General features: G+C 68.8%; 32 protein-coding genes and 1 pseudogene. 5 read left to right on the forward strand and 28 right to left on the reverse strand.

From position 1 onward, the window contains the following. Positions 1 to 70: 70 nt before the first annotated feature. The 24 genes and pseudogenes from AB0M62_RS26455 to AB0M62_RS26570 form a co-directional block, all read right to left on the reverse strand. Positions 71 to 958: a hypothetical protein gene (locus tag AB0M62_RS26455; protein WP_366076792.1), complete on the reverse strand. Its 888-nt coding sequence runs from the start codon at positions 956 to 958 to the stop codon at positions 71 to 73. A 401-nt stretch (positions 959 to 1,359) separates the two neighbouring features. Then, positions 1,360 to 1,698, reverse strand: coding sequence for a DUF192 domain-containing protein (locus AB0M62_RS26460; protein ID WP_366076827.1), 339 nt, complete (start codon positions 1,696 to 1,698; stop codon positions 1,360 to 1,362). A 36-nt stretch (positions 1,699 to 1,734) separates the two neighbouring features. After that, positions 1,735 to 5,466 carry a LysM peptidoglycan-binding domain-containing protein gene (locus AB0M62_RS26465; protein ID WP_366076793.1) on the reverse strand — a complete coding sequence of 1,244 codons (3,732 nt, stop codon included), beginning with the start codon at positions 5,464 to 5,466 and terminating at the stop codon, positions 1,735 to 1,737. A gap of 7 nt (positions 5,467 to 5,473) precedes the next feature. After that, the gene (locus AB0M62_RS26470) at positions 5,474 to 5,974 is read right to left on the reverse strand and encodes a pilus assembly protein TadG-related protein (protein ID WP_366076794.1); all 501 of its coding nucleotides are present in this window, start codon (positions 5,972 to 5,974) and stop codon (positions 5,474 to 5,476) included. Continuing rightward, entirely contained in the window at positions 5,935 to 6,393 is a 459-nt protein-coding gene (locus AB0M62_RS26475) for a TadE/TadG family type IV pilus assembly protein (RefSeq protein ID WP_366076795.1), read from the reverse strand. Before AB0M62_RS26475 ends, AB0M62_RS26470 begins: the two co-directional genes overlap by 40 nt. Then, positions 6,390 to 6,788 carry a TadE/TadG family type IV pilus assembly protein gene (locus AB0M62_RS26480; protein ID WP_366076796.1) on the reverse strand — a complete coding sequence of 133 codons (399 nt, stop codon included), beginning with the start codon at positions 6,786 to 6,788 and terminating at the stop codon, positions 6,390 to 6,392. Before AB0M62_RS26480 ends, AB0M62_RS26475 begins: the two co-directional genes overlap by 4 nt. 62 nt (positions 6,789 to 6,850) lie before the next feature. Continuing rightward, entirely contained in the window at positions 6,851 to 7,039 is a 189-nt protein-coding gene (locus AB0M62_RS26485) for a hypothetical protein (protein ID WP_366076797.1), read from the reverse strand. 20 nt (positions 7,040 to 7,059) lie between these two features. Continuing rightward, positions 7,060 to 7,956 carry a type II secretion system F family protein gene (locus tag AB0M62_RS26490; protein ID WP_366076798.1) on the reverse strand — a complete coding sequence of 299 codons (897 nt, stop codon included), beginning with the start codon at positions 7,954 to 7,956 and terminating at the stop codon, positions 7,060 to 7,062. Then, entirely contained in the window at positions 7,953 to 8,873 is a 921-nt protein-coding gene (locus tag AB0M62_RS26495; RefSeq protein WP_366076800.1) for a type II secretion system F family protein, read from the reverse strand. Before AB0M62_RS26495 ends, AB0M62_RS26490 begins: the two co-directional genes overlap by 4 nt. Continuing rightward, complete coding sequence (locus tag AB0M62_RS26500) at positions 8,870 to 10,438, reverse strand: CpaF/VirB11 family protein (RefSeq protein WP_366076801.1); 1,569 nt, start codon at positions 10,436 to 10,438, stop codon at positions 8,870 to 8,872. Before AB0M62_RS26500 ends, AB0M62_RS26495 begins: the two co-directional genes overlap by 4 nt. Beyond that, a complete protein-coding gene (locus AB0M62_RS26505; protein WP_366076802.1) occupies positions 10,431 to 11,300 on the reverse strand; it encodes a hypothetical protein in 870 nt (289 codons plus the stop codon). Before AB0M62_RS26505 ends, AB0M62_RS26500 begins: the two co-directional genes overlap by 8 nt. Positions 11,301 to 11,303: 3 nt before the next feature. After that, positions 11,304 to 11,987 carry an SAF domain-containing protein gene (locus AB0M62_RS26510; RefSeq protein WP_366076804.1) on the reverse strand — a complete coding sequence of 228 codons (684 nt, stop codon included), beginning with the start codon at positions 11,985 to 11,987 and terminating at the stop codon, positions 11,304 to 11,306. A 38-nt stretch (positions 11,988 to 12,025) separates the two neighbouring features. After that, positions 12,026 to 12,883, reverse strand: coding sequence for an ATP/GTP-binding protein (locus AB0M62_RS26515; RefSeq protein WP_366076805.1), 858 nt, complete (start codon positions 12,881 to 12,883; stop codon positions 12,026 to 12,028). After that, positions 12,877 to 13,410, reverse strand: coding sequence for a hypothetical protein (locus AB0M62_RS26520; RefSeq protein ID WP_366076806.1), 534 nt, complete (start codon positions 13,408 to 13,410; stop codon positions 12,877 to 12,879). The genes AB0M62_RS26515 and AB0M62_RS26520 overlap by 7 nt, the downstream gene beginning before the upstream one ends. A 408-nt stretch (positions 13,411 to 13,818) precedes the next feature. Continuing rightward, positions 13,819 to 14,217 carry a DDE-type integrase/transposase/recombinase gene (locus AB0M62_RS26525; protein WP_366076807.1) on the reverse strand — a complete coding sequence of 133 codons (399 nt, stop codon included), beginning with the start codon at positions 14,215 to 14,217 and terminating at the stop codon, positions 13,819 to 13,821. Positions 14,218 to 14,449: 232 nt separating this feature from the next. Beyond that, a pseudogene (locus AB0M62_RS26530) lies at positions 14,450 to 14,596 on the reverse strand (IS701 family transposase); the annotation flags it as partial. Between the two features lie 385 nt (positions 14,597 to 14,981). Then, positions 14,982 to 15,371: a hypothetical protein gene (locus AB0M62_RS26535; RefSeq protein ID WP_366076808.1), complete on the reverse strand. Its 390-nt coding sequence runs from the start codon at positions 15,369 to 15,371 to the stop codon at positions 14,982 to 14,984. A 155-nt stretch (positions 15,372 to 15,526) separates the two neighbouring features. After that, positions 15,527 to 16,924 (reverse strand): hypothetical protein, encoded by a 1,398-nt coding sequence (locus tag AB0M62_RS26540; protein ID WP_366076809.1) that lies wholly within the window; start codon positions 16,922 to 16,924, stop codon positions 15,527 to 15,529. A 64-nt stretch (positions 16,925 to 16,988) separates the two neighbouring features. Continuing rightward, a complete protein-coding gene (locus AB0M62_RS26545) occupies positions 16,989 to 18,146 on the reverse strand; it encodes a tyrosine-type recombinase/integrase (protein ID WP_366076810.1) in 1,158 nt (385 codons plus the stop codon). Between the two features lie 73 nt (positions 18,147 to 18,219). Beyond that, positions 18,220 to 18,495 carry a hypothetical protein gene (locus AB0M62_RS26550; RefSeq protein WP_366076811.1) on the reverse strand — a complete coding sequence of 92 codons (276 nt, stop codon included), beginning with the start codon at positions 18,493 to 18,495 and terminating at the stop codon, positions 18,220 to 18,222. Continuing rightward, positions 18,483 to 18,800 carry a hypothetical protein gene (locus tag AB0M62_RS26555; RefSeq protein ID WP_366076812.1) on the reverse strand — a complete coding sequence of 106 codons (318 nt, stop codon included), beginning with the start codon at positions 18,798 to 18,800 and terminating at the stop codon, positions 18,483 to 18,485. The genes AB0M62_RS26550 and AB0M62_RS26555 overlap by 13 nt, the downstream gene beginning before the upstream one ends. A 95-nt stretch (positions 18,801 to 18,895) precedes the next feature. After that, on the reverse strand, positions 18,896 to 19,378 hold the full coding sequence (locus AB0M62_RS26560; RefSeq protein ID WP_366076813.1) for a hypothetical protein: 483 nt from the start codon (positions 19,376 to 19,378) through the stop codon (positions 18,896 to 18,898). Continuing rightward, the gene (locus AB0M62_RS26565; protein ID WP_366076814.1) at positions 19,375 to 19,500 is read right to left on the reverse strand and encodes a hypothetical protein; all 126 of its coding nucleotides are present in this window, start codon (positions 19,498 to 19,500) and stop codon (positions 19,375 to 19,377) included. The genes AB0M62_RS26560 and AB0M62_RS26565 overlap by 4 nt, the downstream gene beginning before the upstream one ends. Positions 19,501 to 19,674: 174 nt before the next feature. Continuing rightward, positions 19,675 to 20,568 carry a hypothetical protein gene (locus AB0M62_RS26570; RefSeq protein WP_366076815.1) on the reverse strand — a complete coding sequence of 298 codons (894 nt, stop codon included), beginning with the start codon at positions 20,566 to 20,568 and terminating at the stop codon, positions 19,675 to 19,677. 489 nt (positions 20,569 to 21,057) lie between these two features. Between AB0M62_RS26570 and AB0M62_RS26575 the strand changes: the two genes are divergently transcribed. Both AB0M62_RS26575 and AB0M62_RS26580 read left to right on the forward strand, forming a co-directional pair. Continuing rightward, a complete protein-coding gene (locus AB0M62_RS26575) occupies positions 21,058 to 21,507 on the forward strand; it encodes a hypothetical protein (RefSeq protein ID WP_366076816.1) in 450 nt (149 codons plus the stop codon). After that, positions 21,504 to 21,875 (forward strand): hypothetical protein, encoded by a 372-nt coding sequence (locus tag AB0M62_RS26580; protein WP_366076817.1) that lies wholly within the window; start codon positions 21,504 to 21,506, stop codon positions 21,873 to 21,875. Before AB0M62_RS26575 ends, AB0M62_RS26580 begins: the two co-directional genes overlap by 4 nt. Before the next feature lie 144 nt (positions 21,876 to 22,019). Here the strand turns inward: AB0M62_RS26580 and AB0M62_RS26585 are convergent, their stop codons facing one another. The 4 genes from AB0M62_RS26585 to AB0M62_RS26600 are packed head-to-tail and all read right to left on the reverse strand — an operon-like array spanning position 22,020 to position 23,897. Further along, positions 22,020 to 22,169, reverse strand: a complete 150-nt coding sequence (locus AB0M62_RS26585) for a hypothetical protein (protein WP_366076819.1) — start codon at positions 22,167 to 22,169, stop codon at positions 22,020 to 22,022. Between the two features lie 60 nt (positions 22,170 to 22,229). After that, entirely contained in the window at positions 22,230 to 23,246 is a 1,017-nt protein-coding gene (locus tag AB0M62_RS26590; protein WP_366076820.1) for an IS3 family transposase, read from the reverse strand. Continuing rightward, positions 23,243 to 23,689 carry a hypothetical protein gene (locus AB0M62_RS26595; RefSeq protein ID WP_366076821.1) on the reverse strand — a complete coding sequence of 149 codons (447 nt, stop codon included), beginning with the start codon at positions 23,687 to 23,689 and terminating at the stop codon, positions 23,243 to 23,245. The genes AB0M62_RS26590 and AB0M62_RS26595 overlap by 4 nt, the downstream gene beginning before the upstream one ends. A 58-nt stretch (positions 23,690 to 23,747) precedes the next feature. Continuing rightward, positions 23,748 to 23,897, reverse strand: a complete 150-nt coding sequence (locus AB0M62_RS26600) for a hypothetical protein (RefSeq protein WP_366076822.1) — start codon at positions 23,895 to 23,897, stop codon at positions 23,748 to 23,750. A 381-nt stretch (positions 23,898 to 24,278) separates the two neighbouring features. Here AB0M62_RS26600 and AB0M62_RS26605 point away from each other — a divergent pair, with 381 nt between their 5' ends. The 3 genes from AB0M62_RS26605 to AB0M62_RS26615 all read left to right on the forward strand — a co-directional run bounded on the left by AB0M62_RS26605 (position 24,279) and on the right by AB0M62_RS26615 (position 25,660). Continuing rightward, a complete protein-coding gene (locus AB0M62_RS26605; protein WP_366076823.1) occupies positions 24,279 to 24,482 on the forward strand; it encodes a hypothetical protein in 204 nt (67 codons plus the stop codon). 160 nt (positions 24,483 to 24,642) lie between these two features. Then, positions 24,643 to 25,116, forward strand: a complete 474-nt coding sequence (locus AB0M62_RS26610; RefSeq protein WP_366076824.1) for a hypothetical protein — start codon at positions 24,643 to 24,645, stop codon at positions 25,114 to 25,116. Positions 25,117 to 25,297: 181 nt separating this feature from the next. Beyond that, positions 25,298 to 25,660 carry a hypothetical protein gene (locus AB0M62_RS26615; protein WP_366076825.1) on the forward strand — a complete coding sequence of 121 codons (363 nt, stop codon included), beginning with the start codon at positions 25,298 to 25,300 and terminating at the stop codon, positions 25,658 to 25,660. The last annotated feature ends 415 nt before the right edge of the window (positions 25,661 to 26,075 follow it).

A 26,075-nucleotide genomic window follows, 5' to 3' on the forward strand; every position in this document is an offset into this window, starting at 1 on the left:
GTCAGGTTCCGCCGCAGATGCCCTGACGGGACAGCTCGCGCAGCCGGCGCCGGGGGCGGTTCTCCGCTCCTCACCTTCGTCGACCGAACCAGCGCCGCAAGCCTCGCCCACGGCCGGGCGGGGCAGCCGGCTGCTGGGGGATCGGCGGAGCAGGCGGCATCGGCGGTAGTGCTGGCGCTGTGGGCTGCGGCGGGGCCTCGGGCATCGGCTCGGCTGCTGGTGAGGGTTGGGCCGGGGGGTCGACGCGGGCGGCTCGAGTTTCGACGGCCGGTTCCTCATGCGGGTTCGCGGCAGCGGGCGCTGAGGTGGACTCGGCGGGGGCCGGCGGTTCGGGCAGGACAGACGGCGTGGTCGGCGAGGCCGGTGCTGCGGGGCGCTGCTTTTCGATGCGTCGCTTGCGGGCTTCGGTCTGGACGATGACTCGCTGGCGCGCGGTGGTGGGGGGTGGGCTGGACGGTTCGGTGAGTTGGCCGGTGCCGTCATCGGTGGTCCAGTAGGCGATTTGCCAGTGGTGTTCGGCGAACAGTCTCAGCTGAGGGGTGAAGCCGCCGTCGAAGATGCTCCAGTCGCCGACGGCCAAAACGTGAGTGCCGACAGCGAGCGGGCGGATGAGGGTGTCGAAGTTCGAGCGCAGCAGGATGTGGAAGCGTTCGTCGTCGGCGGGAACGTTGACCGCGAGTGTGGCGTAGGGGAGGCCGTTCTTGTCCCGCGTGATGCGTTGGACGGTGCCCTGTAGGGCGATCGGGTGGGGACTTGTCTTCCCCGTACGTAGTCGCTGGTACAGCGCGGCGTAGGAAGGGTGGGCGGGCCCGTAGCAGAACCTGCTCCAGGCTATGGGCCGTTGCCCGTGGGGCTTGACGCGGAAGCGGTCGACGGTGTCCGGGTCGAAGCCGTGCATCTGCAGGAAGCGGGCGATCTTCGCGGCACTGGTGATGGCCGGTGGCAGGTAGGGCCGCACGGTGGTGGTGTCGCGCTTGCGGACTGGGGTGTCGGGGCCCGTTTCGTCGTCGGGGGCAGGAAGGGCGGCATCGCGTCGATTCGCTCAGGCAGCTCAAGGCGGAGAATGCCCTGGTCGGTGACGTGGGCCAGGCCGTGGGAGCCGTGGGCGATGCCCCGGACGAACTCGGTGGGGTTGAGGGCGCAGCCAGGCTGGTGAAGCGTTCCCTTGAGCAGGCGAAAGAGGTTCGGAACGGTCTTGTAGCCGCGGACGGGGCCGACGGCGCTGTCACAGAACTCGCAGGCCAGCGGTCGCTTGAACGTCTCGGGTACGGGCCCGATCTCGTCGGCGGAGACGAGCCTGCCCCAACCATTCGGACGCTTCTCCCGTGCGTTCTTCATCTACTCCCCCGCTGCTGATGATCAGTGGTCGATGGCCAGCTGCACTCCGGTGTGGATGCCCCAGCGAACCAGGGCACCAGCTTCCGCTTCCAGGACGTGGCGGGCGCGCCAGCGGGGCAAGCCGAGGCGGTTGGGCTTGATCGTGTGGACGTCGATGACGCGCATCTGCCGGTCCAGGTATGCGACGTCGATGGCGAAGCGCATACGCAGGGTGTGAACGCTGCTGGACGGCGTGATCAGGATGGCTCCGTCGATGCCGTCTCGGCCCAGTAGCCCGCGGGTTCGGGCTCGGGGCGAAGCCGCAATCTCCAGCGGCACCAGGTGGCCAGCCGCGCGCAGGCGGGCTGGCCCGTCGTGCAGCTCAGTCGTCCAAGTGGGCACGCTGGAGTCCTTCCGTCAGCGGGCGCGGGTCACGGGGCGGGGCAGCAGGTTCCGCAGGAGCTCGGCGGTTTCGGCTTCCATGTCGACGCCGCCGAGGAGCTGTTCGTTGATGCGGGCGAGGCGGGCGGCGGCCTCGCGCAGGGCGTCGATGTCGCCAGCGCCGTGGTGGGCGAGGAAGATCTGGCGGTGCAGCATCTCGCTTTCCTCGGCGGCGAGCAGTCCTCGCTTGGCTGCCCACAGGGCGCCGGGGATGTCGTCGGCTTCCCTGCGGCGGGTGGACAGCTCGTACGCGACGTCCACGACTGCGGAGACCATCTCCTGGATGGCCGGCTCGGCCCAGGCGTAGCGCTGGGGGTCGATGCCGGTGAAGGGCCGGCCGCGGACCAGGGCGAGCGCGCGACGCAGAGCGAGGTCGCCGTCCTCGTCGTGGCGGGCCAGGCCGGTGCGGGCGAAGCGCTGGAAGCGGGTCCAGTCGCAGGTGACGGCGGGGCCGAGGCGGTATCGGCTGTCGCCGGTGTCCTGGACGCGCGGCAGGTGGGCTTGGCCGTCGGCGTCCTTGCCCAGCCAGGAGCGGGTCCTGCTGATGACGGCGTTGCGCATCTGCTTGTTGACCAGGCGTCCGGGCCAGAGTGCGTCGTCGATGCCGTGGTGGTCAACGCCTGGGTTGAGGGCAAGGAAGGTGACCAGCTCGATGCCGGCGCTGCGGCGGCTGGAGTCGATCCGGCCGCTCGCGCCTTTGATGCTGATGGGCCCGAGCAGCAGGACGGCCGGCCCTGCGTCGGCGGCTGCTTCAGCCCCCGGCTCAGGCCGCCCGGCGGCGGCTGTGTCTGCTGCCACCGGTGCCGGCGGGTCGTCGTCGGCGGCGGGGTCGGTGTCGCCAGCGGAGGCCGGTGCGGGGATGGTGACGTGGACGGCCGGCGCGGCAGGCGTGGCACAGGGGCTGGTCAGGGCGAGCGCAACGTCCGCCGGTCCGGAGGCGGGTCGGGGGCCGTCGTCCTTCGTGTCGCTGGCCCTCGGGGCGGCTGTGACTGCGTCGCCCTCGTCGTCGGCGGCCAGGACCTCGGCGAGCGAAGGGCCAACGGGGGCACCCTCCGGCCCGTCCTCGTCCTCGTCCTGGCGCTTGACCAGGTCGGTCGCCGGGGCCGGGACGGCGCCTTCTTCGAAGCCGTCAGTACCGGGCAGCTGCTCGTCGTCCTCGGAGGCGGCATCCTGCTCGAGCTCGGCATACTCCGCAGGCAGTCCGTCTTCGTCCGCTGCGCCCTCGTCGGCGACTTGCTCGGCCTCTTCATCGGGCCCTGCTCCTGCAGCATCCGCGCTGCCGGCGCTGTCGTCGACGCGCCCGGGCCCGTCCTGCTCGTGCTCGCCTTGCTCGTACTCGTCGTCGTCCTGGTCGTCCGCGGCGTGGGCCCAGTCCGGGGCCGGGACGTCGGCGTCGCTGGCCGCGAGGACGAGCAGCTCGATGGCGTCAGCGAAGTGTTCGTCGCTCAGGCCTTGCAGTTTGACGGGGAGGTTCAAGCCGGGCAGGGCGATGGTGTGGTCCGGGCCCTGGCATTCGAGGGTCCACGCGGTGGCCGGAAGCTCAGCTGGGGCGCTGGCCGTGATGACCGCGCCGGCAGCGCGGGGTTCTTCGGTGAGGGAGTCGAAGAGCGCGGTGCGGTCGGTGCCGTCCGGCAGGGACTCCGCAAGCAGGATGTGCGGTGTCCAGGCGCCGGCGGCGTCATCCATGAGGCGGGCGGCGCGCAAGCTGTTGGCGCCGACGGCGGCCAGGGCGCGGCGTTGGTCGTCCGTGTGGCTGGCCAGTTCGGCGGCGGCGTCGGCGATGTCGGCGATGCGGACGACCCGCTCGGGGGCGGCCGCATCCAGGCCCGGCGCGGTGTCGTCCAGGGCGGTGACTTCGAGGTGACCGGGCAGCGGGGTGCTGGCCAGCTCGACCGCGATGGCCTGCAGGACGTGCCGGGCGAAGTCGTCGTCGCCGGCCAGGTTCAGGATGCCGACGTGCTCCAGGTCGACCAGGACCAGGTGGCCGGTGCCGTCCCAGCCGATCGAGACCAGCGCCGGGTACGGGGCGTCGGCGTCCTTCAGCCGCTCTTCGTCGGCCAGGTCCGGACTGGAGGCTGGGCAGACCCATAGGTCCTGACGGCCGGCCGTCTGGGTGAAGGGCTTCATGGGCGGGGTGTCCTCGGCCAGGTGGAGTTCCACCTTCGCTTCGTGGAGGACGACCGCTTCGATGACGGGCAGTTCGCGGCCGGCGGTGGCGAGGTTGAGGGCGAGGGAGCGCAGGGCGGTGCCGAGCAGGTCGAAGCCGGTGGGGTGCTGGGCGGCGCGCAGGCCCTGTTCGGTTGCGGCCGCGCGGCCGGCGGGCATGGGGATGCGGAGGCCGGGCCGGCGGCGACGTTGCTGCAGGATCCGGCGGGTCGCCAGGGTGCCGACGAGCGCGGCCGCCAGGGCTCCGGCGCCGGCCCATACGGCAGCCGGTGCCAGGGCGGTGTCGCTGCTGGACTGTGCGGCGGGCACCTGGGTGCGGTTGCTGTCCTCGCTGGGCGCGGGGGCGGCGGTGCTTGGGGCGGGCTGTGCGGTACGGGAGGGCGTGGGGGTCGCGGCTGGCGGGGTCGGCTTGCCGGCCTCCGCGTCCCTGTCGGCGTCCTTCTCCGGAGTCGTCTCGGGCGCCGGCTTCTCGTCCTGCTTGTCCTGGGGACTCTCGGGCGTCTTCGGGTCGGCCGTGTCCTGGTCTGCGGGCGACGCGTCCGTATCGGCCTGGGGCAGGTCCAGCTCCTGGCCCGGGAAGATCAGGTTGGGGTTGTTGAAGCGTCCGCCGCCCGGGGCGGGTTCGCCCTGGTTGGCCTCGTAGATGGCCGGCCAGTCCTCCGGGTCTCCGTGTGCGTCGGCGATCGTCCAGAGGCTGTCGCCCGCGCGGACCGTGACGCTGGCCGGCCGCTCTGCTTCGTCCTCGCCAGCGGTGGAGTCGCTGCCGCTCCTGTCCTGGGCCTGCTCCTCGGTGCGCTGCTGCCCGCCGGTCTGCTGCACGGGGGCCTTGGTCTGCGGACTGCTGCTCGCCTCGGGGGCGGGGCTGGTGGCCGGGGCGACGGGCCGGGCGTCGGCCGGCAGCTTGATGACGGCGCCCTTGGGCAGGTACTGGTCCCCTGCCGCCAGCTGCGGCATCTCGGGGTTCAGCGCGGCGATGTCCTTCCAGCGCTTGCCGTCGCCGAGATACTCCTCCGCCAGGTCCCACGGCAGCTCGGTGGCGGAGGCGACGGTGTGCTGAGGCCAGTCGGCTTCGTCGGCCAGCCGCGCGGAGGCCTTGGCGCTCGGCGTTGCGCTGGTACCGCTCTCCCCCACGGTGTGCACGGTGGTTGCAGCAACGGCCGGCCCCGTGGTGGCTGCGGACGCTGCGGTGGGGGCGAGCAGCACGATGCCGCCGATGAGGAAGCTGGCGAGCGACTGCAGGCCGCCGATGCCCTTGATCTTGGGTGCGGAACGCCGGCGCAGCAGGGCAACGATCTCCACAATTGCGGAGAAGGTGAAGGCGGCCCAGCCTGCCCAGCCGATGCAGGTCAGCACAACCAGGAACAGCGACCCGTCGTCCTGCTCCAAGAGGTTGATGCCACCGGCCAGTTCGGTCGGCTGGTGGCCCACGGCCAGCAGCAGGTACGGGACGCCTGCGATCAGGGCGGCCAGGACGGCGAGGCCGAACAGGGCCCGCAGCAGCACGCCAATGGCGCGCAGCGGGGCGGGGGTGCGATGGGCCATGGTCGGCTCAGCCTCCAGCGGCTTGGGTCTGCAGTTGTGCTTTCGCGGTGCCGGTCACGCTGATCGTCCCGGCACCGACGAACTGCGCGAAGTAGGTGTCGTAGCTGTCGTGCACGGTGACGGTGAGGCTCTGCCCGCCGTCGGTGATCTCCACGCTGCCCTGGACGTTAGCGGCGGCGAGGTAGTCCTGGGCAGCCCCGACGGCGGCGTCAGGGTCGATCGTGATGGCGGTGCCTTCGATCGCCTGGGCGGGGTCGAGCTGCTGGCCGGCGGTGCGGGCCGCCTCCTGCGCGATGGAGGTGGCCCGGTTGGCCGCGTTCAAGGCGCCTCCGCCGTCGACGAGCAGACCCATCACCATCAGGATCGCCAGCGACGACAGCGCGAAGAACAGCGACATGGAACCGCGGTCGCGGCGGCGTCCGGCCAAAGCCGCACGCCGCCGCGCCACGATGCGGTGAACGAAGGTGTTCACGAGCGGCCTCGGTAGGTGTCGATCGGGCTGGTCCACGACGCGGTGAGCGTCTTGGCGCCGGGCAGTCCCGGCAGCCCGATGTCGGACAGGTTTGCCGTGCACGCGATTGTCGCGGTCACGTTCGCCTCCACGCCGATGTCGAGCGCGTAGCCGGAGGTGTCGACCACGACGCTGGAGGCCTGGCAGGTGATGCCCTCGCCCTGCAGGCTGCGGTTGGCGGCGGCCTGCGCCTCGGCCTGGGCGCTGCCGGCGTCCCTTTCGAGGGAGGCAGCACGGGCCGCCGCACGGGCTGCGGAGTCCACGGCACCGTCGGCGTCCGTCACCCGCCCGAACGCGATCATCAGCAGGAGCAGCCCGATCATCACCGGTGCGAGGATCGCTGTCTCCAGCGAGTAAGAGCCCCGGTCGCGGCGCAGCCCCCGCGCGAGGCGCTGTCCGTAGGTTGGGGCCCTCATGGGTTGGTCCATCGTTCGATCGGAGCGTCGGCGTGCTGGACGACGTCCAGCGTCAGGCCGGGGACCAGGGTGGCGACGCTGCCGCGCACGGTGATGCGGATCTCCTCTGCGGTGCTGCCGGCCGACGACACGCTCGCCCCCTGGACGCTTCCTCCGAAGCGAGCGAGGAACGTCTGCGCCTGAGCGACGCCGTCGCCTTCGCTGGCGCCGAACTGCCGCCCGGCCTCGGCACCCTGGCGGGCGGCGGACTGGGCGACCTTGCGGGCGTGGTAGTACAGACCGACCTGGATGGCGGTGAAGATCAGCGCGAGCACGACGACGGCCAGGACCGCGAACTCCACGCTGCCGAAGCCACGGTCACCTCGCAGCTGGCGACGACGGATGAAGCGTCGCAAGCCCCTCAGCATCCGTGATCTCACGCCTATGTCCTCCCCTCGCGGTCGTTGGCAGCAGCTGATTACCCGCCGTTGATGATGCCGATCTTCTCCATGAGCTTGGTGCGGATGGCGAGTACCAGCAGGCCGGCGCCGACGAGCAGCGCGCCGGCGATGAGGGCCAGCTCCGTCGAGGTCTGTCCGGCGTCCTTGCCGGCCTTGAGCGCTTCGTAGCGGCCGCGGATCCACACGGTCAGGGTCTGGATGTCCATGGATAGGTTCCCCCTTTGGTTCAGCTTCCGAGGATGGTGATCGTGATGGGGATCATCACGAAGACGAGCATGAGGATGACGCCGGCGGTGACCGGCAGGATCATCGCGGCGCTCGCCGCGTTGGCCTGGGCCTTGGCATCCGACAGCAGCGCGATTCGCAACTGGCGGGCCTGGGCCTGGAGGGTGGTGTAGACGGCGGCGCCGTCGCCGGCGAGGGCGAGGGTGTCGGCCGGGCGGGTCAGCTCGGGGATGTCGAGCTCGTCGCCGAGCTGCTTGAGCGCGTCCCACACGGTGACGCCGGCGAGGTCGGCCTGGTGGAAGACCTGCCGCATGCGGACGAAGATGAAGCCGTCCCCGACCTCAGCGGTCTGGGTCAGGGCCTGCGCAGCGCCGGAGTTGGCGATACGTGCGAGCGCGACGCGCTCCAGGTAGGACGCGGCGGCGTGCCGCACGATCAGGCGGGCCGCGGCCGCGTCCCGGGCGACTTCCTTGCCGGGCCAGAACCAGAACAGGCCGGCCATGGCCAGGGAGACGAGCGTCGGAAGTGCGAACGGCAGTGGGCTGCCGGCCAGGGCGAGCAGGGCCTGGAGCAGCTGCGGGAGCAGCAGTCCGTACAGAGCGAACAGGAACCTCTTGCCGAGGTGTTCGGCCGGGCTGATGCTCAGCAGGTTCAGGTCCTTGGTGGGCAGCGTGATGCGGCCGCCGAGCTCGCCCAGCAGGCGCGTGCCGACGCGCTCGGGCAGCGTGCCGGTGGTCTTGGGGGCCGCCGACGGTAGGAGGGGCCCGCTGGTCTTCGCGACGTCCAGGCGATCCAGCACGGAGGCGAGGTCGCGCCGGGCGGGCATGGCGGCGCGGACGGCCAGGCCAATCAGGGCGCCGGCGGCGGCTGCGGGCACTACGGCCTCCAGCGGGATCATCGGGGGCCTCCCGTCATGGTGAGAGTTGCGTTCGCAGGCAGCGGGTCGATGAGGCGCGGGTCGGGCTGGGTCCGCGCGATCTTCCGCAGCCAGCGCAGCGTGTACGCGAACAGGCCGCCGAGAACGGCCAACACGATCTGCCCGAGCGGTGACTGGTACCAGCCGCTCCAGGCGTCGTTGAGCATGCATCCGACGACGACCACGCAGATGACCACGGAGACCATGCGGGAGCTCTTGCGGACCTTGGCGCGGTCGGCCTCGATGTCGCGGGCGTCGGCGGCCTGCTGGTGGATCGTGACCGCCAAGGCCTCCAGCGTGTCCGAAAGACCGGGGCCCTTGTAGACGGCGTGAGACTGGAACAGCAGCACGACGTGGTCGCTCACGCCGTCGGCGAGCTCGTCGGCGAACAGCGCGAAGGCGTCCTCGGCTTCCATGCCGGAGCGCAGCCGGTCCGCGAGCACCCGCACGTTCGGCGCGATCGGCGTGGGGGCTGCCTTGGCGGAGGCCCGCATGGTCTGCGGCAGGCTGATTCCGGCCTGGTGGACGCCGGCGAGGTGGTTGAGCCACTGCCCGAGCGCTTCGAGACGTTCGATGCGCTGGGTGGCGGCGGTGCCGGGGTTGAGGACGTAGGGCAGGCCTAGGACCGCGGCGCCGGCGAGGATGCCGTGGACGGGCCAGCCGGTCCAGGCCCACACCACGAGCGTGACGATGCCGGCGGTGGTGACCAGGGGGCGCCAGCGGCGCTGCCACTTCTCCGGCAGCTCTGCCTTGGCGCGCTGGATCCGGCCGGTGAGGCGGGACTTCGGCTTGGTCGGGTCGGGGACGCGGCCGCGGATCTCCCGTACGGCGCCCACGGCCGCGATGACGGCGAGGACGGCGCAGCAGGCCGCGACGAGGGCGAGCTGGGAGGTGTTCACCGGGTAGCCCTCACCGTCGTGAGGGGCCCCATCCAGGCGCCGAAGGGATTGTCGGTGAGCCACTCGCGTCGCAGCAGGCCGGTGAGCTCCAGGTCGTCGATGAAGGTGGGCATGTTCTTGTAGACGGCGCGCATCTCCCCGGCCTGCGGAGCGAAGAGCTCGGTGGTGACCGGGCGGCCGCCTTCGCCGACGACGTCGTGGACCTCGTACATGTGAGAGACGAACCGGTGCTTCTGGCCGCCGATCGCGGTCTCGTCCAGATAGGTCAGGTAGACGACGACGTCGATGGATGAGGCGATCAGGTGGTGGGCGGCCTCGGTCTGCATTCCGGCCTCGGTGCACAGCTGAACCAGGCGGCTGATGATGGCGTGCGGTCGGCGGACGTGCAGGGTGCACATGGAGCCGGAGCCGCCGGCGGACATGGCTTGCAGCATCGGCACGATCTCAGTGGAGCGGACCTCGCCGACGATGACGCGGGTGGCGTTGTAGCGCAGCGCGGTGGCGAACATGTCAGAGATGGTGACCTCGCCAGCAGCGTTGCCGCCGCGGACCTCACCGTTGGACTGCCGCGCCTCGAACGCGTACGTCACCGGACCGGGCTTCGGGCCGGGCTCGTCCAGGTAGAGCTCGCGGTCCGATTCGAGGGTGACCAGACGCTCCGAGGGCGGGATCTCCCGCCCGAGCGCGCGCAGCAGCGACGTCTTGCCGGCACCCATGTCGCCGACGACCAGGATGTTCATCTTGGCGTGGACGCAGGCGGTCAGGAACCGCTCCAGCATGGGGTTGATGGAGCCCCACTGGACCAGTTCGGCGATGCCGTGCTGCCGGATGCGGTGGCGCCGGATGACCACCGAGGGGCGGGTGGTGAGCAGGGATGCGGTGACGCGGGAGCCGTCGGGCATGCGGAAGCCGACCATGGGGGTGGCCTGGGTCAGGGCGCGCTCGCCGTGGCCGGACAGGCGGGCCATGCGGTTGACCCAGCTGATGAGCTCTTCGTGGCTGTCGGCAACCTTCTCGATCGTCTGCCGGGGCCGGTCGTGATACTCGACGTGGGCACGCAGCCCGTCGACCATCACGTCCTCGACGCCGTCCTGGTCGAGCAGCGACTGCAGCCGCCCGCCCCGGTACATGGAGTCGAACACGGCGGTACCGATCGCCGCTTCCTGCTCGGCCGTGAGCGGGGTGTTGCCCTGGGCGTACTTCGTGGCCCAGTCCGCCACGGCGTTGCGCACCAGGCGCTTGGCGAGTGCCCGGCGGTCGGCCTCTTCCAGGAGCTTGTCAGGGTCCTCGGTGCTGAGCTGCTTCGAGACCAGCGCCTGCAGGTCCTCGATCACGTCCCAGCCGACCGGGATCTCACCCGGAAGACCGGCCAGCCGCGGGATGTCCGCGGCACCGCTCACGCCGGCCGGGACGGCGGCGGGAACGCCCGGCGTCGCGGGGGCGGCCGGTGCGGGGGCGGCCGGACGGCCCTGGCCGATGCGTCCAGTGAGCAGTCCGGCGATGTCCTCGCGGCCCATCGGGGCCGGCTGCCCGTTGAGACCGGGGCGCTGGTGGGTGTCAGCCACGGGATCCTCCCCTCTCGCTCAGGCGCTGCAGCACGCCGGCCAGCTGCGGGTTGGCGGGCCGGGCCGGGTACTTCTGCTGGATGTGCCGGCGGGACGCGGCCGCTTCGAACTGCTCGGTGGCGGTGCGGGCATGGCGCAGCAGAGGGCTGCGGCCGTAGCCGCGGGGCGGCCGGCCGCCGTTGGTGAAGTAATCCGCGGTGCCGGGGTCGAAGGGCAGGGCGGCCAGGACGGGGGTCCCCAGGGCCTCGGCGACCTGGTGGGCGCGGTAGGGGCCGTCCTCGATGAGCAGCAGCCCGAGCGCGTCCGAACCGCTGCCGCGTTCGGCCAGCTCGGTACGCAGCGGGTCGATGACGTGCCGGGCGAGAGTCAGGGACTGCCAAGTACCGCGGACGACGAGCAGGACCAGGTCCGCCTGGTGGAGCAGCGGCGCCGGAGTCAGCGTGGTGTGCAGCCGGCCGGACTCGAGCGCGAGACGGCCGGCGTCGACGAACACGTCATAGCCGGCCTCGTCAGCCAGGACATGCATGACCTCCGACAGGGCCGGCCAGGTCCGGCCCAGCGCGGCAGCCTGGGCGGGATCGGTCAGCCCGGGCAGCAGCTTGCGGTGACCGGCCTCATCCATCGACCACAGGTGTGACGCGAAGGCCTGGGCGAGGACATCCGGGCCCGTGCGCTCGGCGGCCGCCAAGTGGTAAAGGCCGAAGCCGGCGCCGACTTCGCCCTGAAGAAAGCCGGCCCTTATGGTGCCGCCGGCCGGATCGCACTCAGCGAGCAGGCTGGGCCGCTTCGAGGCGAGGGTGAGGGCGAGGGCGGCGGTGGTGACGCCGCAGGACTTCGCGGAGACGAGTGCGGTAACGGGCATAGGTCAGCTCCGCGGTTCGCGCACGATGGCGATGCGGCCCTGCGCGGCGCGCGTGGCCAGCAGCGGGCCATCCGTCGAGGAGACGGCGAGGTTGACCACAACGTTCCCGGAGGCGTCCGGACGGGAGACAGTGACGACGACGGCGCTTATGGTCGACGGCGGCACCTCGGCTTCCTTGCTGGACTGCTGCTCGCCCTGGGCGGGCGTGGTGACGGCGAGGACCTCGTCACCGGGTGCGAGAGTGCCGGCCGGGGCCTGACCGCGCTTGACCTGCACGCCGACCTGCTGTCTGTCGTCGCCCAGGCCGGTGCCCTCGGCGAGCTGGGACGTGGTGAGCAGGCCTCCCTTGCGCAGATCGACGGCCGGCCGCTTGCCGGCCATGGACGCCTTCTGCGACGCGGGCACGGGGGTGAGGGCAGCGTCGGCACTCACCTCGGCGACGGTCAGATCTGCCGTGGTCAGCGCCTGGCCGGCCGGGACGTCGCGGGCGATGGCCAGGACCTTGGTGCGGTCGCTGGCCGAGGTGACGGCCGCGGCCGCGCCGAGGCCGGCGAGGACGGCCAGGACGATGCACAGCGCGGCGACCGACCAGCGGCGCTCCCGCTTGACCGGCGCGGTGGTGGTGATGGGGACCTCGGGGCGTGCCGGAGCGGCCGGGCGCGGCACCGGCGGCGCGGGGGTTTCCATGCGGTGGTGTGCCTCTCGAAGTGCTGGGCGGCTCGGAGCTAGTTGAGGACCTGGACCTCGGCGACGGTGATGTCCACGGCGCTGTCGCGGACTTCGATGAGCTGGCCGGTCTGGCCGCCTCCGGTCACCTGCCAGTCGATGGTCCAGGTGGAAGTCGCGGTGACGTGGAACTTCCCGGACGAGGTCGTCGAAGATGGGACGTTGTAGCGGTGGCCGCAGTCCGGTGAGGGCTTCTTGCCGTACGAAGCGTTGTAGGGGGTCCCGGCGGTAGTGCAGGTGACCGTCTTCCCGTCGCCCATCGCCCATACGATCTTGCTGACCTTGGCGGTGGCGGTCACAGTCATGCCGCCGGCCGACGCGGCAGCGGTGTTCGGACCGTAGGTCTCGGCGCCCTTCTCTGTCCACAGGTACACCGGCATGCCGACCACTCCCTTGCCGCCCGGCTTCGGTGTGATACCGATGTCCGGTCCGCGGAGCAGCATCTTGTCGATCGCCTGCTGGGCCAGAACGGCAGGGTCGATGGCTGCGGCTGCGGGCGGCTCGGCCGCCCAAACGGCGCCAACCGTTATCTGGTCGCCGGAGGCGCAGTGGCGTTCGTACACGGCACCGTCGCCTGGCTCGTGTCCCTCCCACAACAGGCTGCCAGCGTCTGGCTGAGGATCCATCTTCTTGTAGGTACAGGCCGACGGGACCCCACCACTTTCACTGCCGGTGTTACCGGTCTGCTGGTCCCCTCCGGATCCGCTCGGTTTTCCGTCCACACCAGCGTCCACACAGACGAAGTCGTTCTCGCACCCCTGGACGCCGGTACCCGGTCCTTCCGCGTTTGCCAGCCCGGTGAACGCGAGGAAGCTGCCTACGAGAGCGGGCGTCATCGCGCGCGGAAGCGTCAGCATGCCTGGCCAGTCTGAGGCTCGTCCTTGATGACCTTCCAGCCGTCTGACCACCGCTCGACTGTGGACACAGTGACGTACTTCGTCAGGCGTTTCGTGGGCAGAGCCACCGGCTTCTTGGTGGCACGGTCGATCACCTTCCAACGTGAAACATCCAGACAGCTGGAGATCGTGACGTTGGGGACCTTCCGACCGAGTTCGGTCTTAGTCACGGTTGGATTGCCGACGGTAACGCCTCCGGTGAAAAGGCGTCCGGACTGATGCATTCTCTTGGTGTCCACGTCGGTTCGGCTGAGTGCGGGGCCCGCCGCGTACTTCTTGATGTCTGTGCCTTCGACCTTGGCGGTCGCGTAGACGTGCTCCATCTCCTGCCAGTACCGCATATAGGTGTCGATAGCATCGGCCTTGGCAGTCTCGGTGGGGTCCGCTGGCTTTGACTGCTCGCTAGCCGACACGGTCTGGGATGCCTTGGGCGCGTTCGCTGAATCGTCGGAACTGCACGCGGACACGGCCGTGAGCGCGCATGCCACGAAAAACAGAGTTGCGAACCGGTTCTCATTCCGTTCGCGAAGTCGTGCTGGACCCGATCGTGCCGACAGTGCCACTGCGCCTCCCCGTGCGTCATTCGACGGTGTCTGTCGACCTACGGCACGCTGCGCACCGTGATGACCCCGTCGCTACCCCAGCCGCCACAAGTGGCCAGTCCGTTCCCATACGTTACGCAAAGATCCTCCAAGGGCCCAGTCTGTTTGGGCAGTTCACATGGAACATCAGTGTGGTTTCGCAACCAACTTCTGGCCCGGCTTCTCCGACCACGCCTCGACAGCGGCGGCCGGATCCGAGCTCGGCCTCTGCTCACGCAACCGGCTGAGTGTGAGATCCCCGCCCAACTTGCCCCGTGTCCCTGAAGTTTCCCCGTGATCTTGGGCACGTTGTTGTTACGCCGCGAGGGCTTGGTCTTGCCGGTAGCGCAGGCGTGTTTCGTGGGGCGTGAGGTAGCCCCAGTGGATGTGCTTGCGCAGGCGGCGTCTGTTGTAGAAGGTCTCGATGAAGTCGAAGATGTCGGCGCGGGCGCTGGCCCGGTCGGGCCAGAAGCGGGTGCCGATCTCCTCTTTGAGTACGGCCCAGAAGCTCTCCGCGGCGGCGTTGTCGAAGCAGCTCCCGGTCCGGCCCATGCTCTGCCGGTGTCCCAACTTGCTTATCCTGTCGCGGAGTTGTCCGGAAGTGTATTCGGATCCGCGGTCGCTGTGGATCACGCAGCCGGGTTCCAGGCGGCCCAGCCGGGCGGCCATGTCCAGGGCGTCGACGACGAGTTCAGCGCGGTGGTGGTCGGCCATCGAGGACCCGATGATCTCGCCTCGTGGCCAGGTCCAGCCACGAGGCGAGGTAGAGCCAGCCCTAGTACTGCAACTGCAACGGTGTTTGTTCTGACTGGTGGGCAGGTGTTATGGGCTGTGTCCTCGTCGTTTGTGGTGGCTGACGCGGGCTTGGTGTTGTCGCTGCGTCGCCATGTCGACCAGTGCAGGATGTGGTCGACAGGCGGGGGCTGCCGGTGGGTGAGGCGAGTGATCAGGCGTCTGATCTCGGCGAGGCTGAGGTGGATGAGCTGGGAGGATCCGTTTCTGCTTTCTCCGTATCGAGTTCGCGGGCCCGCAGGACAGTCAGGCAGGCATGGACGGCCATGGACAGCGTCACGTGGCGATGCCAGCCGGGATAGGCCATGCCCGCGATCCGGGGTGTCACCTCGACTTCGGCGGCCACGACCCAGGTGTGTGACAGGTCGAGGGGCTCGGGCTTCTCCGGTTCTGCCGGGGGCGCCAGCTCGGCCCCTGCGGGAGCCGCGGCACGGCCTTGGCCAGGGCAACGGGCACGAACGCTTCCACCTACTCAGCGTCGGGTGCTCGCCGACCTGGCGCACGTATGCGACATCCCGCGGGTTCGTTCTGGCTTCCGTCTCCCGTTGCCGCAGGTCAGCCAGGCAGACGGGAGAGATGGGTCCGCATAGATCATGATGAACCTTCGGGCCGAGGGCGACGAGGTGCCTGGTCAGGCCCCATGCCGAGGAACCGAGGGGCACGGCGAACTCGCGGGATGTTGCACATCAGCGACATACGCAGCTGGCCATGCCATCCCGGATGCTGATCTTGGGCCTGCATTTCAGCGCATCCACATCACACCTGCCTGCGCAGGCGCCGTTCCACAAGTTACAGCGTTTACCATGGGGCCCGTGAATATGAGTGGGGTCGACATCCTCGGGGCGAACGTTCTGCATCCTCGCCACCATGGTCCGGTAGTCGTCTTCCGTCGCAGCGGTCCAGACCTTGACGTCCGCACAGCCCTCCTCTGACAGTGTCTTCAGCTTGAATCCCCACTCGGAGTAGATGTTCATCGGCAATGGTGGGAACCCGGCGGGTAGTTGAATCGGCGCTCCGACCGGAAATTCGATGAACTCGTCCTGTCCACCGAGATCGGCCACATCCTGCGAAGCCATGGCGCTTCATCCTCCGATAAGAAATGGAAGCCCAAACCGAAACCCGATCGTTGGGCTTCACCATTCTTCCGTTGCGGCGCCGGTCACCACTGCATGACGGGCGACGACACCTGACCGATCACCCATCTGACTGTGGAGGGCTGCTACCGAGGGCGTCAGCTGCTCACCCTGAAGTGGCGAAACATGTCCGGGAGGAACTGCAGCAGAAGGGCTTGGGCATCATCAAGGCGCTTCAGCTCGTCGTGGCCGAAGCGGAACACCTCGTACCCCCTGAGCTTGAGGTCGCGGTCGGCGGCAACCATCTCCGCGTACTTGGCAGTGTCCGGAGTACGGCCGCGGTCGCGGGTGTAGTGCTGCGATCCGTCGACCTCCAGGACGACGCGCTGTCCGTGAGGCAGCAGCAGGAGGAAGTCCATACGGGAGCGCAGCAGCGCCTCGGGGCCGCGGTCTTGAACGGTCTTGTGGTCCCAGTGCAGCCACACTTCAGGCAGGAGAGCGGGATCATCCACGGAAGGCGGGAGAGCCGTGTGGTAGGCCCTGAAGAGGTTCTTCTGGCCAGGCGAGTTGGCCGGCAGGCTCTTGAGGAGTCGTTCGTAGAGATCCGCCCTAGCTGCGGTCTCACTGCTGATCTTGCGGGTGTCCTGCCACCAGGCATGCAGATCACGCCAGCGTAGGCCCGCGGCGGGGATCTCCCGGTCATATACGAGGGTGTCGTCCGGGTGCCCTCCGACGATTTCGATGTCGTTGTCTACCGAGGATCGGAAGCGGATGTCCGGTTTGCGTAAGGAGGCAAAGATGATGTTCTTCGGCCGCCGGTTGCCGTGCAGCCGCGCCGACACCATGGTGAACAGGGGATAGCCGCCATCACTGCCGGTCTGTCTCAACTCGATTCCGGCAGCAAGGAGATGACCGTTGATCGTGCTGACGGTCGTCTCCTGGAGGTTCTCATCAAGGAGGACGTCCGCTGATACCAGGCCCTCCAGGAAGCAGGCGAACCTGGCGTCCCCAGCCTTGAACATGCCGAGGTTCTCGAAAAGGTCTTCTGCTGACCAGTCTCCGGGGTTGCGGAAGACGTGCCGCTCGATGCGGTCTCTCAATGTCACCGGCCGCATCCCGTTCAGCAGATGCTCGAGGCCGAGGCCCTGCTCCTCGGTGATCCAGAAGCGGTCAAGTAGCTGCAGGAAGCGGTCGTGGTGCTGGGCGAGCTCCGACAGGTCGAGGGCGCGCGCCAGCTCACGTCGGGCCCTCTTGGGTATCTCGGGCGGTGTGTCCTCTTCCCACAGCAGGTCCTCCAGCTGATAGCGGATCGACGGACTCACATAGACGTGGTTCTGTTCCAAGATGCGTCGCGTAACCTGTGGCAGTTCAGAGTCGGGTACCTGACGGAAACTCAGGTCAACGCGCTCGCGCTTGGTCCAGGCGTCCTCAGGGACCGGTGGCATGCCCAGCTGTTCGAAGGCCGGGTTAAGCGTGGCGTGCGTCAGGCCGCTAAGGCGTGCGACGACCTCGCCGACCAGTGTGCGCAGCGCCGAACGATCCCTGCTGTCGACCATGAGAAAATGGTCGCAGAACCCGAGGGAATCCGGCAGTGGTACCTGGCAGCTCCCGATGCAGCTGTCATTCGCCGCCCGGGTCGGTCCCGTACACCGGCACCCTGCTGAAGGGGTCTCTCTTCGCGTCCTTCGCCGGGCGGACGTAGACCTTGCGGGGAATCGGCGAGTCGGGGCGCCAGCGTCCGGCCTCGGCGATCTCCTGGTCCGTGGCGTCCGCCAAGCCCAGATCGGTGGCGCCGCCGGCGCGAAGGCTGTGCGAGGACACCGGTCGCCCGTCGGTGACGAGCCCGGCCGCCGTGAACCAAAGCTTCACGCGCTCGTTGACCGTGTGCCCGCGCAGGTAGTCGCCGCGCCTGGTGGCGAGGACCCGGGACCCGAGCTGGCCATCCTTCTGCAGGTGCCGGAAGACGGGGCCGGTGGTCACGCCGAGGGAGGCGAGATAGCCGAGCCACCGCCGCATTCGCGGTACCAGGTTGAGGTCCGGCCGATCGTGGAGTGTGACTGTCTGTTCCTCGTTCTGGTGCGTCTTGTCCTTCACCAGCCACACGACGATCCGGTCGTCTGTGATGGTCAGGTCCTCGATGTCCAGGTCGACGTCCTCGATGCTGCGGCCGAGGAAGCGGTACCCGAAGGCGAACATGACGGCGTCGCGCCAGCCGATCGGCCGCTCATCCTCCTCGGCCTTGAGCATCATCGGCACCAGGTACGGCATCGTGATCGGAAAGGCCTGCTTCACGCGGGACGCCCGCTTGTGGGTTCGCCGGTAGACCTGCAGGAGCCGGAGGAACAGCGTGTTGTCCGGCTGTTGGCCCTCGGGCATCGACGTGCGAATCAGGCTCATGTAGTTGCGGATGGTGGAGACCTTCAGACCCCGGTCCATGAGGTACCGGCCGTACTCCGTGTAGGTGGCCGTCGTGCACGGCACCGCCACGCGCCCCTCCTTCGCACACCACGCCTCGAAGCCGCGCATGGCCGTCCGCCGCGGCGGCGAGTTCTCCGCGCTCACCTCGTCGAGGGCCTTCGCGGTCTCCTCGGAGATGTAGAGGTCCCGCTCCGTGTAGCTCGGCCCCCGGTCGGCGGTGGTCGGAATCTCCTGGCCCGGGCGTAGCACGGTGTGCTGATCAACGCGAGGCCGCGCGGCCGGTGTCGAGGGCGCGGGCACGACTGCACCGGGCTCGACCAGCTCCGCGTCGACGATCTCGTCCGCGTCGCGCAGGCTCATCCCGCGGGCTCCCGTACCTCGGCCCAGCCCGGCGGCACGAGCAGGGGAAGGTCGTTGGAGCGCATGAGAAAGCTCATCGCAGCCCCCACTTCCAGCAGTCGGGCGTGCAGTCGGCGGCCATGTGCCACTTCGTCGACAGTCCGGTGAGGGCGCGGGCGGCGTCGTAGTGCGCGCCCGCGACAAGGGCTTTTGTGATGACGGGGTCCTGCCAGAAGTGGCCGCCGCCGTGCCCCTCGTCGGCGGTCCAGCCTGGCGGGATTCCCTTGGTGCAGGGGTTCCCGGTGTCGGGGCTTGGCACGGGGCAGGGCATGGTGCCGTCGGAGACCTCGGAGCCGGTCACTGCGGCCACTCCGAAACAGTGGCGGGTGCCTGGGGACGAAACAGCTCCTCGAAGTCGGGATGGTCGCAGAAGCGGGCCGCCACGTAGGCAAGGCCATTGCGAAGACCGTCGACTACACCCGGCGAGTATTCGGGGCCTGCGTTCCGTACGTGCGGCAGGATCGTCGTGAAAGCAGTGACCAGGTCACCGAGGCCTTCATTGATCGTTCGAGCGGGGCCGATGGTGCCGCGCGCTTCCTTCAGTCGAGCAGCGACGAACCTGGCCAGGCGCACGCTCGTCTCGTGGTCCCTGTTCGCGGCGTCCATCTCCGTCATGCTGCTTCCGTCCCTGTCACTCATGAGGCCTTCCTTGTGGTCAGTGGGTCGGGGCCGACTCCGAGCCACCGCAGGGGGCGTTCGGCCCGGCGTCCTCACTTCTCGGGCTTCACGGCGGGGCAGAAGGTGCCTTCCATGAAGCGGCGCATGGCGCCGGCCTGGGCCGGGGTGCCGCCATTACTGATGTCGTCGGCCTCGTGGCCCTCGTAGGTCCAGTCACCGGCTGCGATCTCCCGGCAGACGTCCACCAGGCGGAGGGCCAGCATCTGCACGCCGTCGGGGGTCATGGGGATAGCGGCGGCGTAGTTGTTGGTCTCGGCGACGTTCGCGACCCGCTTGAGCATTACGTCGTCGATTCCGGCGTTCAGGAGGAATTCGGCCACCTCCGGGTCTTCGGTCTGCTCGATCGGCTCATCCTCGGCGGGTGCAGGGTCGTCGAGGACGCTGCTGGTGTCCTCGGTGTCGTCGACCGGTGTGGGCTCGCTCTCTCCGCAGCCGGTGAGGAGGGCAACGGCCAAGGGGAGAGCCGCGAGGGCGGCGAAGGCGCGCGCGCGGGTGGTGACGTGTCCGGCGCTCACTGGTCTCCCTCCCGTTGCAGGGTGGAGTCGAAGCCGACTTCCCGGTAGGCCGCGAGCGCTTCCGCCTGGACGTGGTCGCGGAGCTGCGTGAGGCGTTGCCCCGGAGCTGCTTGGTTTGTCAACTGGTCCTCTTCTTGTCGGTCCTCATCACAGATTTCAGTCGCCGGTGCCCTGACCTGGGCACTGAAATCTTCCGTGCGGTGACTGGCGGGCGGTCGGGCGTACGAAAGACTTCAGCGTGCAGCTCTGACAGTGCGCACCGCAGACTCGCCGGACTCGTGGCCTGGGTAGGCCGGTCAGTGCTGCTCATCGGGGGTTCGTTCGGTCGGGGCATGCTCCGAAAAGGCGTCGCTGGCATGGTCGTAGACGACCCTCTTGCGCCTCATGTACTTGGTGCCGCACTTGAAGCACAGCGCTTTCCCGTCATCCTGCGGGTTGTCCGCGGTGGCCACGTGGAAGACCAGCGTGCGCTCGTCGCCCACCCTCCGATTTCCCGACGCACAGTCCTCGCACGGGATGACTTGTCCGTCGTCTGGGCCTGTGACCAGCACGACGTACTCAGAGGCCAGGTCTCGGGGCAGCCAGGCCTGCAGGCAGAAGCGGCACTGCGGTTCACTGCCCACGAGTACAGCGAACTGCCGACAGGCCGGGCACATAATGGTGTTTCCTAGGAGTTCGCCCTTGAGCTCCGCGTCGACGTCCCGCATGCGATCTGCGACAAGGGAATCGATGTTGCCCAGGACGGCCCGGATACGCCGCATGGAGGTGTCGAACTCCTCGTCGAAGTCATCGGTAGGAACGTGCAGCTCCTCCTCAATGAACTCGATCAAGAAGGCCAGCACTTCGGCCGAACGGGATTCCACCACGAGCGCGGGCACCGAGTGGCCGTAGTGCGTGAACGCGTTGCGTGTATCCCCCAACCGCTTGATCGCCTGTCGGGTCTTGTCGCTGATCTCGACCTGCGCGATGTCGCGCAGCCGGGCGATGGCGCCGTCCACCGTCGTGCTGTTGAAGCTGCCGGCCTGAAAGTTGGCGAGGGTCGCCTTCCCGGGGTCGGCGAAGACGAGGCTCCAGTGTTCTACCTCAAGCCGCGCCTTGAGCAGGACCTCTGTCGCGGCGTGGAGGTGCAGGACTCCGTACTTGAGGTCGCGGTCGGCAGGAAAGAGGTCGCGATCCCTGCGAGCCGTCAAGTGCTCCACTGCGCTCAGAAGGTAGTCGATCCCGTTGCGGACGGGGCGGAAGGTGACGTCAGGGCGCTCAACAATGCGTCGGACAAGGGACACTCTGTCGTAGGGCACCCCATCGAACGGATCTCTGTTACCCATTCCACCCCCAGGCTGATTGATTGTCGGTCCTCACTGTCTCTCCCTCTGAGCCACGGACTGTACGTCCAGGGCGCCCTGCTCAACGCGTCTGCGTACTGAAGCGTTCGGTGCGGTACTGAAGGACCGACTGAAATCTTCCGTGCGCTACTGAAGTCTGCCGTGTCGGCCGACACTTCTGACGGAATCTGATGGAGCCTAGATTACCGACAACAACATTTGTTGTCGGCTACCGGAGGTAACACATATCTCGTTCACTCGAAGGTGATCAAAGGGCTGACAGACAAGGGGGGCGCGGGTAGTGTGAGGCCTCGTCAGTTCGCATTCATACGCGTCTGATGTAAGGGAGGACAGCACATGGAGATCACGCTCACGGTCAAGGAACCCACCGACGAGTTCCGCAAAGACGTGCTCGAGCTCCTGGCGAAGCACGCCGCGAGCGTCACCTTCGACACCGAGTGGACCGTGGAGCGCGCCCAGCGCTTTTACGCCGCGGTGCCGGCCCGCGCCCAACGCATCCTCCGTGAGGCGGCCGTCCGAGACGGCTGCTTCGTGTCCAACGACGGCTTCGTATCCGCCGACGAGCTGCGCGACAGCGACGACAGCAGCCTCCGAGGCCACAGTGCGCCGCTGAAGCAGGCACTCGAGCGGGGAGTGCGCAAGGGCTGGTGGCCGGAGGGAATGCGGCCGCCGATCGAGCCTCGGGGCCCCGGCTTCGGCCGAGTTCAGGGCTACCAGATGCCGCACGACCTGGTTGAAACCTTCTTCACCGCCATCATCAAGACCCTGCAGAAGGACAGCGAATGACGGCCACAGCCTGGGAGAACCTCCCTCACCTCATCGCGGTACACGGCGGGTTCCTCCGGTGGCAGGTGCGCGAGCTCCGCACCCTCACCGGCAAGAAGCAGACGGGAGCGCGGGTCGCCGCGGCCATCGAGCAGCAACTCGCCGCCCACCGCATCGGTCACCTCCCGCCGACCATCCCCCGCGATCAGAACGCCGAGATCCTGCTCTACAACCAGGACAAGTTCAACATCGGCCTGGTGCTGCACCTCACACGACAGCTCGCAGAGGGCAAGAAGGACGCAGGGCGCACCATAAACGACGAAGTCAGCATGCTCGACAGGGCTTTGCGGATGCTCGTCCCACCACCCAAGTCGGACAGCGCCGCATAACCGCACCACAAAGGCTTAGGGCTTCGCATCGGTTCGGCAAGGTCTTTCGAGGAGATACGCGCGGTAGCGCCCGGGGCATGCCCCGGGCGCTACCGCGCGTATCTCCTCGAAGACCAACATGCGAGCCCACCAGTCCCAAGGCCGTCAGAAGAGGGCGATCGGCTCGGGCACCGGGGCTCCTGCGGCGGTCTCGGGCAACTCGTCCTGATACGCGGTGGCATCAACCGCGGGCACCCGTGCCATGCTGCCCGCGCAGAGCACCAGTGCGCGGCGATTGCGCTTGTGGTCGTGCACGGACACCATTCCGAGCGCGCTCGTTGGCGCGCCGGAGCCTGTCAAATCTGGTGAGACACATCAGGCTGCTGGTTCTTCCTGGGCTTCCTCTTTCGTGGGTTCGTTGATCCAGGCTGCCTTGGGCAGGTGGGGCGGGGCCGGGGGCCGGCGGAATCGGTGGGGGTTGGTGGCGTAAGCGTCGGCCAGCACCGCGGCGCGCTGGGCACGGACGGTCACCGCGGTGCCGTCGTGGACGGAAGCGGGGGTGTGCAGTCCGATGCCGGAGTGCCGGTGGACGGTGTTGTAGTAGGTGAAAAACCGCCGGCAGAAGGCGCGGGCATCGGCCAGCGAGCCGAACCGGTCGGGGAAGACCGGGCAGTACTTCAGAGTTTTGAAGTTCGCTTCCGAGTACGGATTGTCGTTCGAGACCCGAGGTCTGGAGTGCGAGCGGACGATGTTCAGGTCGGTCAGCAGCTGGGCGACCGGCTTGGAGGTCATGGAGGTGCCCCGGTCGGCATGCACCACGTCAGGGACGACGCCGCCATTGACACGGAAGGCGTCCTCGATGAACTCCCGTGCCAGCGCAGCAGATTCACGCGGCACGACCATCCAGTGCACGGCCTTGCGGGAGTAGATGTCGAGCATCACGAACAGGTCGTAGTACACCCCGCGGTCAGGTCCCTTGAGCTTGGTGGCGTCCCAGGTCCACACCTGGCTCGGTCCGGTGGCCACCAGTTCGGGCTTCGTTCTGGGCGGGTGGGTGGCCTGCGCGCGGCGTTCGCGGACCTCGCCGTGTTCGCGCAGCAGCCGGTACATCGTCGAGATCGAGCACAGGTAGGTGCCCTCATCCAGCAGGGTGGCCCAGATCTGTGCCGGGGACTTGTCCACGAACCGCTGCGAGCGCAGCACGCTCAGCACCCGTGCCCGCTCCAGCTCGGACAGGGCCGCCGGGTGCGCCGTCAGCGTCCGACGCGGCCCGGCCACTGAGGGCTTGGGGCTGCGCTGCCGGTAGACGGTGGCCCGCGAGCGGCCGGTCAGCTCGCAGGCCGGCTTGATCCCGATGACCGGCTCCAGTACGGCGAACGCCTCGGTGATCACTTCGTCCGCTTGGACTCGGAGCCCTCGCTCTCGGAGAGCAGTTCCAAGAGCTCGTGTGCTTTTCCCAGGATGGCCAGCGCCTTCTGGGACTTGGCGAGCTCGGCGGCCAGCCGCTCGTTCTCCGCCCGCAGCCGCTCGGCCTCCTTCTCGGCCGCCGTCCTTCCCGCTGGTCCGGACGGTTTGGCGGCCAGCGCGCCCAGCGCTCCGGCGTCCCGGGCGGTCCGCCAGTCGATGATGTGTGAGTGGTACAGCCCCTCCCGGCGCAGCAGCGCGCCCTTCGCCCCGGGCTCGGTCAGCCGCTCGTACTCCTCCACGGTCCGAAGCTTGTACTCCGCGGTGAAGGACCGCCGCTTCGGCCCGCCCGCGCGGGGACCGCGCTTCTTCTTGCCCACGGCCCCATCATCGGCCACACCGGCCTCAAGGTCGGCACTGCTCAGCGTCACGCTCGAAAGATCCTGTTCTCGCCCCACTAACAACAGAAGACTCGATTGTCCTCATGTCTCACGAGAGTCTGACAGGGAGGGGTTCGCCGCGGCCGTGCCCGGCACCTACCACTACGAGGACGAGTCGACGTACGCCGAGTACGAGGTCAACGTTCACGACGACGGCACTGCCCTCGCTCGGGATCTCGTACGTGAAGGTCGACGACATCGTGACGATCCTCGACGCCCTCGAGCGGGCGATCGCCGAGCAGCGCACCGCCTGACCCACTGGGGCAGGTGACGTGACGCGGCGTAGGTCCCCAGTGCCGCGTCACGTCACCTCCAGGCATCGGCAGCACGCGACGCAAGCCGGACCCGTCCCTACGGTCCGCGGCCATGCTCTCGACTGCCGCAAACGCCCCTCACCCGGACTGCAGCTCTTGCCGTCCGCGCCCGGAACATCGTCGGCTCCGGCCTGTGCACGCGGACATCGGCCGTCCCCGACTGGACCGTCCGCCTCGAGCAGCTCGAGCACCTGGCCGCAACGCCCGCACCGGCGCGCCGGGCCACCATCGCCCGCCTCGCCGACGACGAGCTGATCGACGTCCTGGTGCTGTCGTACCTGCGCACCGGCACGCCCTACGCCCTGTGGGCCGACACCCCGCGCGGCTTCGCTGAGGACATCCTCGGTGTGGCCACTGGCCCCGGCTCCGCCCGGGCCCGCATCCGCGCCCGATTCCCCGCGCCCGTCCCCGCGTTGCGGTGCGGTCCGTTCACCTGCGGGTGCGGCGAGGAGTCGCTACCCGAGGGGTGATGGGATGTCCCGCCGGACTGTCAAGTCCCGACTTTCCGTGCCGTGACCCGGGCTGCCGGCCCGGGGCTCACTGGAGTCACGGACAACGGCACAACAAGGCCGACAGGCCGCTTGCCCACTCCTCCATCCAACCTCTTTGAACGTTAAGGAACCCGCTCTCATGACCATCACAAGGAGCCGACGCTTCGTCCTCCTCATGGCTGCGACCGCCTTGGCTGCAGGAGGAGCCTCCCTGTCCACGACCGCATCCGCCGCCCCAGCGAGCCGGGACCCCAAGATCCCCGACAGATGCCAGTGGATCCTGACCGACGAGCGCAACAACCCCTGCTACAAAAAGCCCGGCCCCGGCGACGGCGGCGTCACAGGCGGCGACGTAGCCCCTCACACAGGCAACGGCGGCGACGACGGCAAGCTTCCCACCGGTCCTGAGCCAGATGAGCCTGAGCAGGGTTCCGAACCCGCACCGCGTCCTGAGCCAGACCCTGAGCAGGGTTCCGAACCCGCACCGCGTCCTGAGCCAGACCCTGAGCAGGGTTCCGAACCCGCTGATGAGGGCCCCGGACTCAGCGATGACCTCGACTATGGCGGCTTGAACGGCGATTCGGGCGGCGGCTCCGGTCCCGTCGTCAATTGATTCCGAGGTTCCCAGGGTGATGGCACCTTGTCGGATGGCCGCTGGCCGTGCGCTCTGTTGGTGACCAGGGCGCGACGCAAGCCGCGGCTGCGGCACACAGTCCCGTCCTCGCCCCGAGCGCAGCACTCAGGGCCGCCACTCGAGCGGCCCGGCGCCCGGGGCAGGATGGAGAACCTTCGCCGTGGCTCGACGTCGTACAGGCCCGACTGAAGTCGTCCGCCAGCTCGTCCACTCCCGGGACGGCGGGCAGTGCGTGCGCTGCGCCGCCGGGCACGGTCTGACGATCCACCACCGGGTGAACCGCGGAATGGGCGGCGCTCAGGAGGAGTGGATCAACCAGTCGCACAACCTGCTGTTGGTGTGCACCGTGTGCAACTCCTGGTTCGAGGACCACCCGCGGGAGTCGTACGAGAACGGGTGGAAGGTGCGCCGCCCGCAGCTCCCCGGAGAGGTGGAGGTGCTGTACCCCGACGGGCGGCTATACGTGCTGGACCCGGAGGGCGTGCGGCGCTCCACCATCGAGCCGGCGGGGGCAGGCCGATGACGCGGGGGATGCGGTTCTGGGACGCGGGGCGGTGGACGCTTGGGACGTGGCGGGTGTGCTCGCCTCCGGTGATCGTGACTGTGATGTGGATCCACCGCCGGCTCGAGGGCGAGTGCCCCTAAGCGCGTCGGGATGGAATTGATCTTCGGCCGGCGGTCGTGGTTGTTCTTCGCGCTCTGCAGCCGCGCCGAGCACGCCGCCTTCAAGGCCCGGCGGAAGGCGAAGCGGTGACGGACCGCGTGACGATGCGTACGAGGGTGCGCGAGCTGGTCAGAGGCACTTTTCGCTTACCTGACCACCCGTCGGACAGCCCCTTTCATGTAGGGTCGGGGGCTGGCGCGGTTGCGGAGTACGTCCGCCCCGTTTCCAGCCCCCGCCGCATCGAACCGTGCGTGCGGTTCTCCCGCACACGGCT

The sequence above is a fragment of the Streptomyces sp. NPDC051219 genome, assembly GCF_040682335.1.
Classification (GTDB): domain Bacteria; phylum Actinomycetota; class Actinomycetes; order Streptomycetales; family Streptomycetaceae; genus Streptomyces.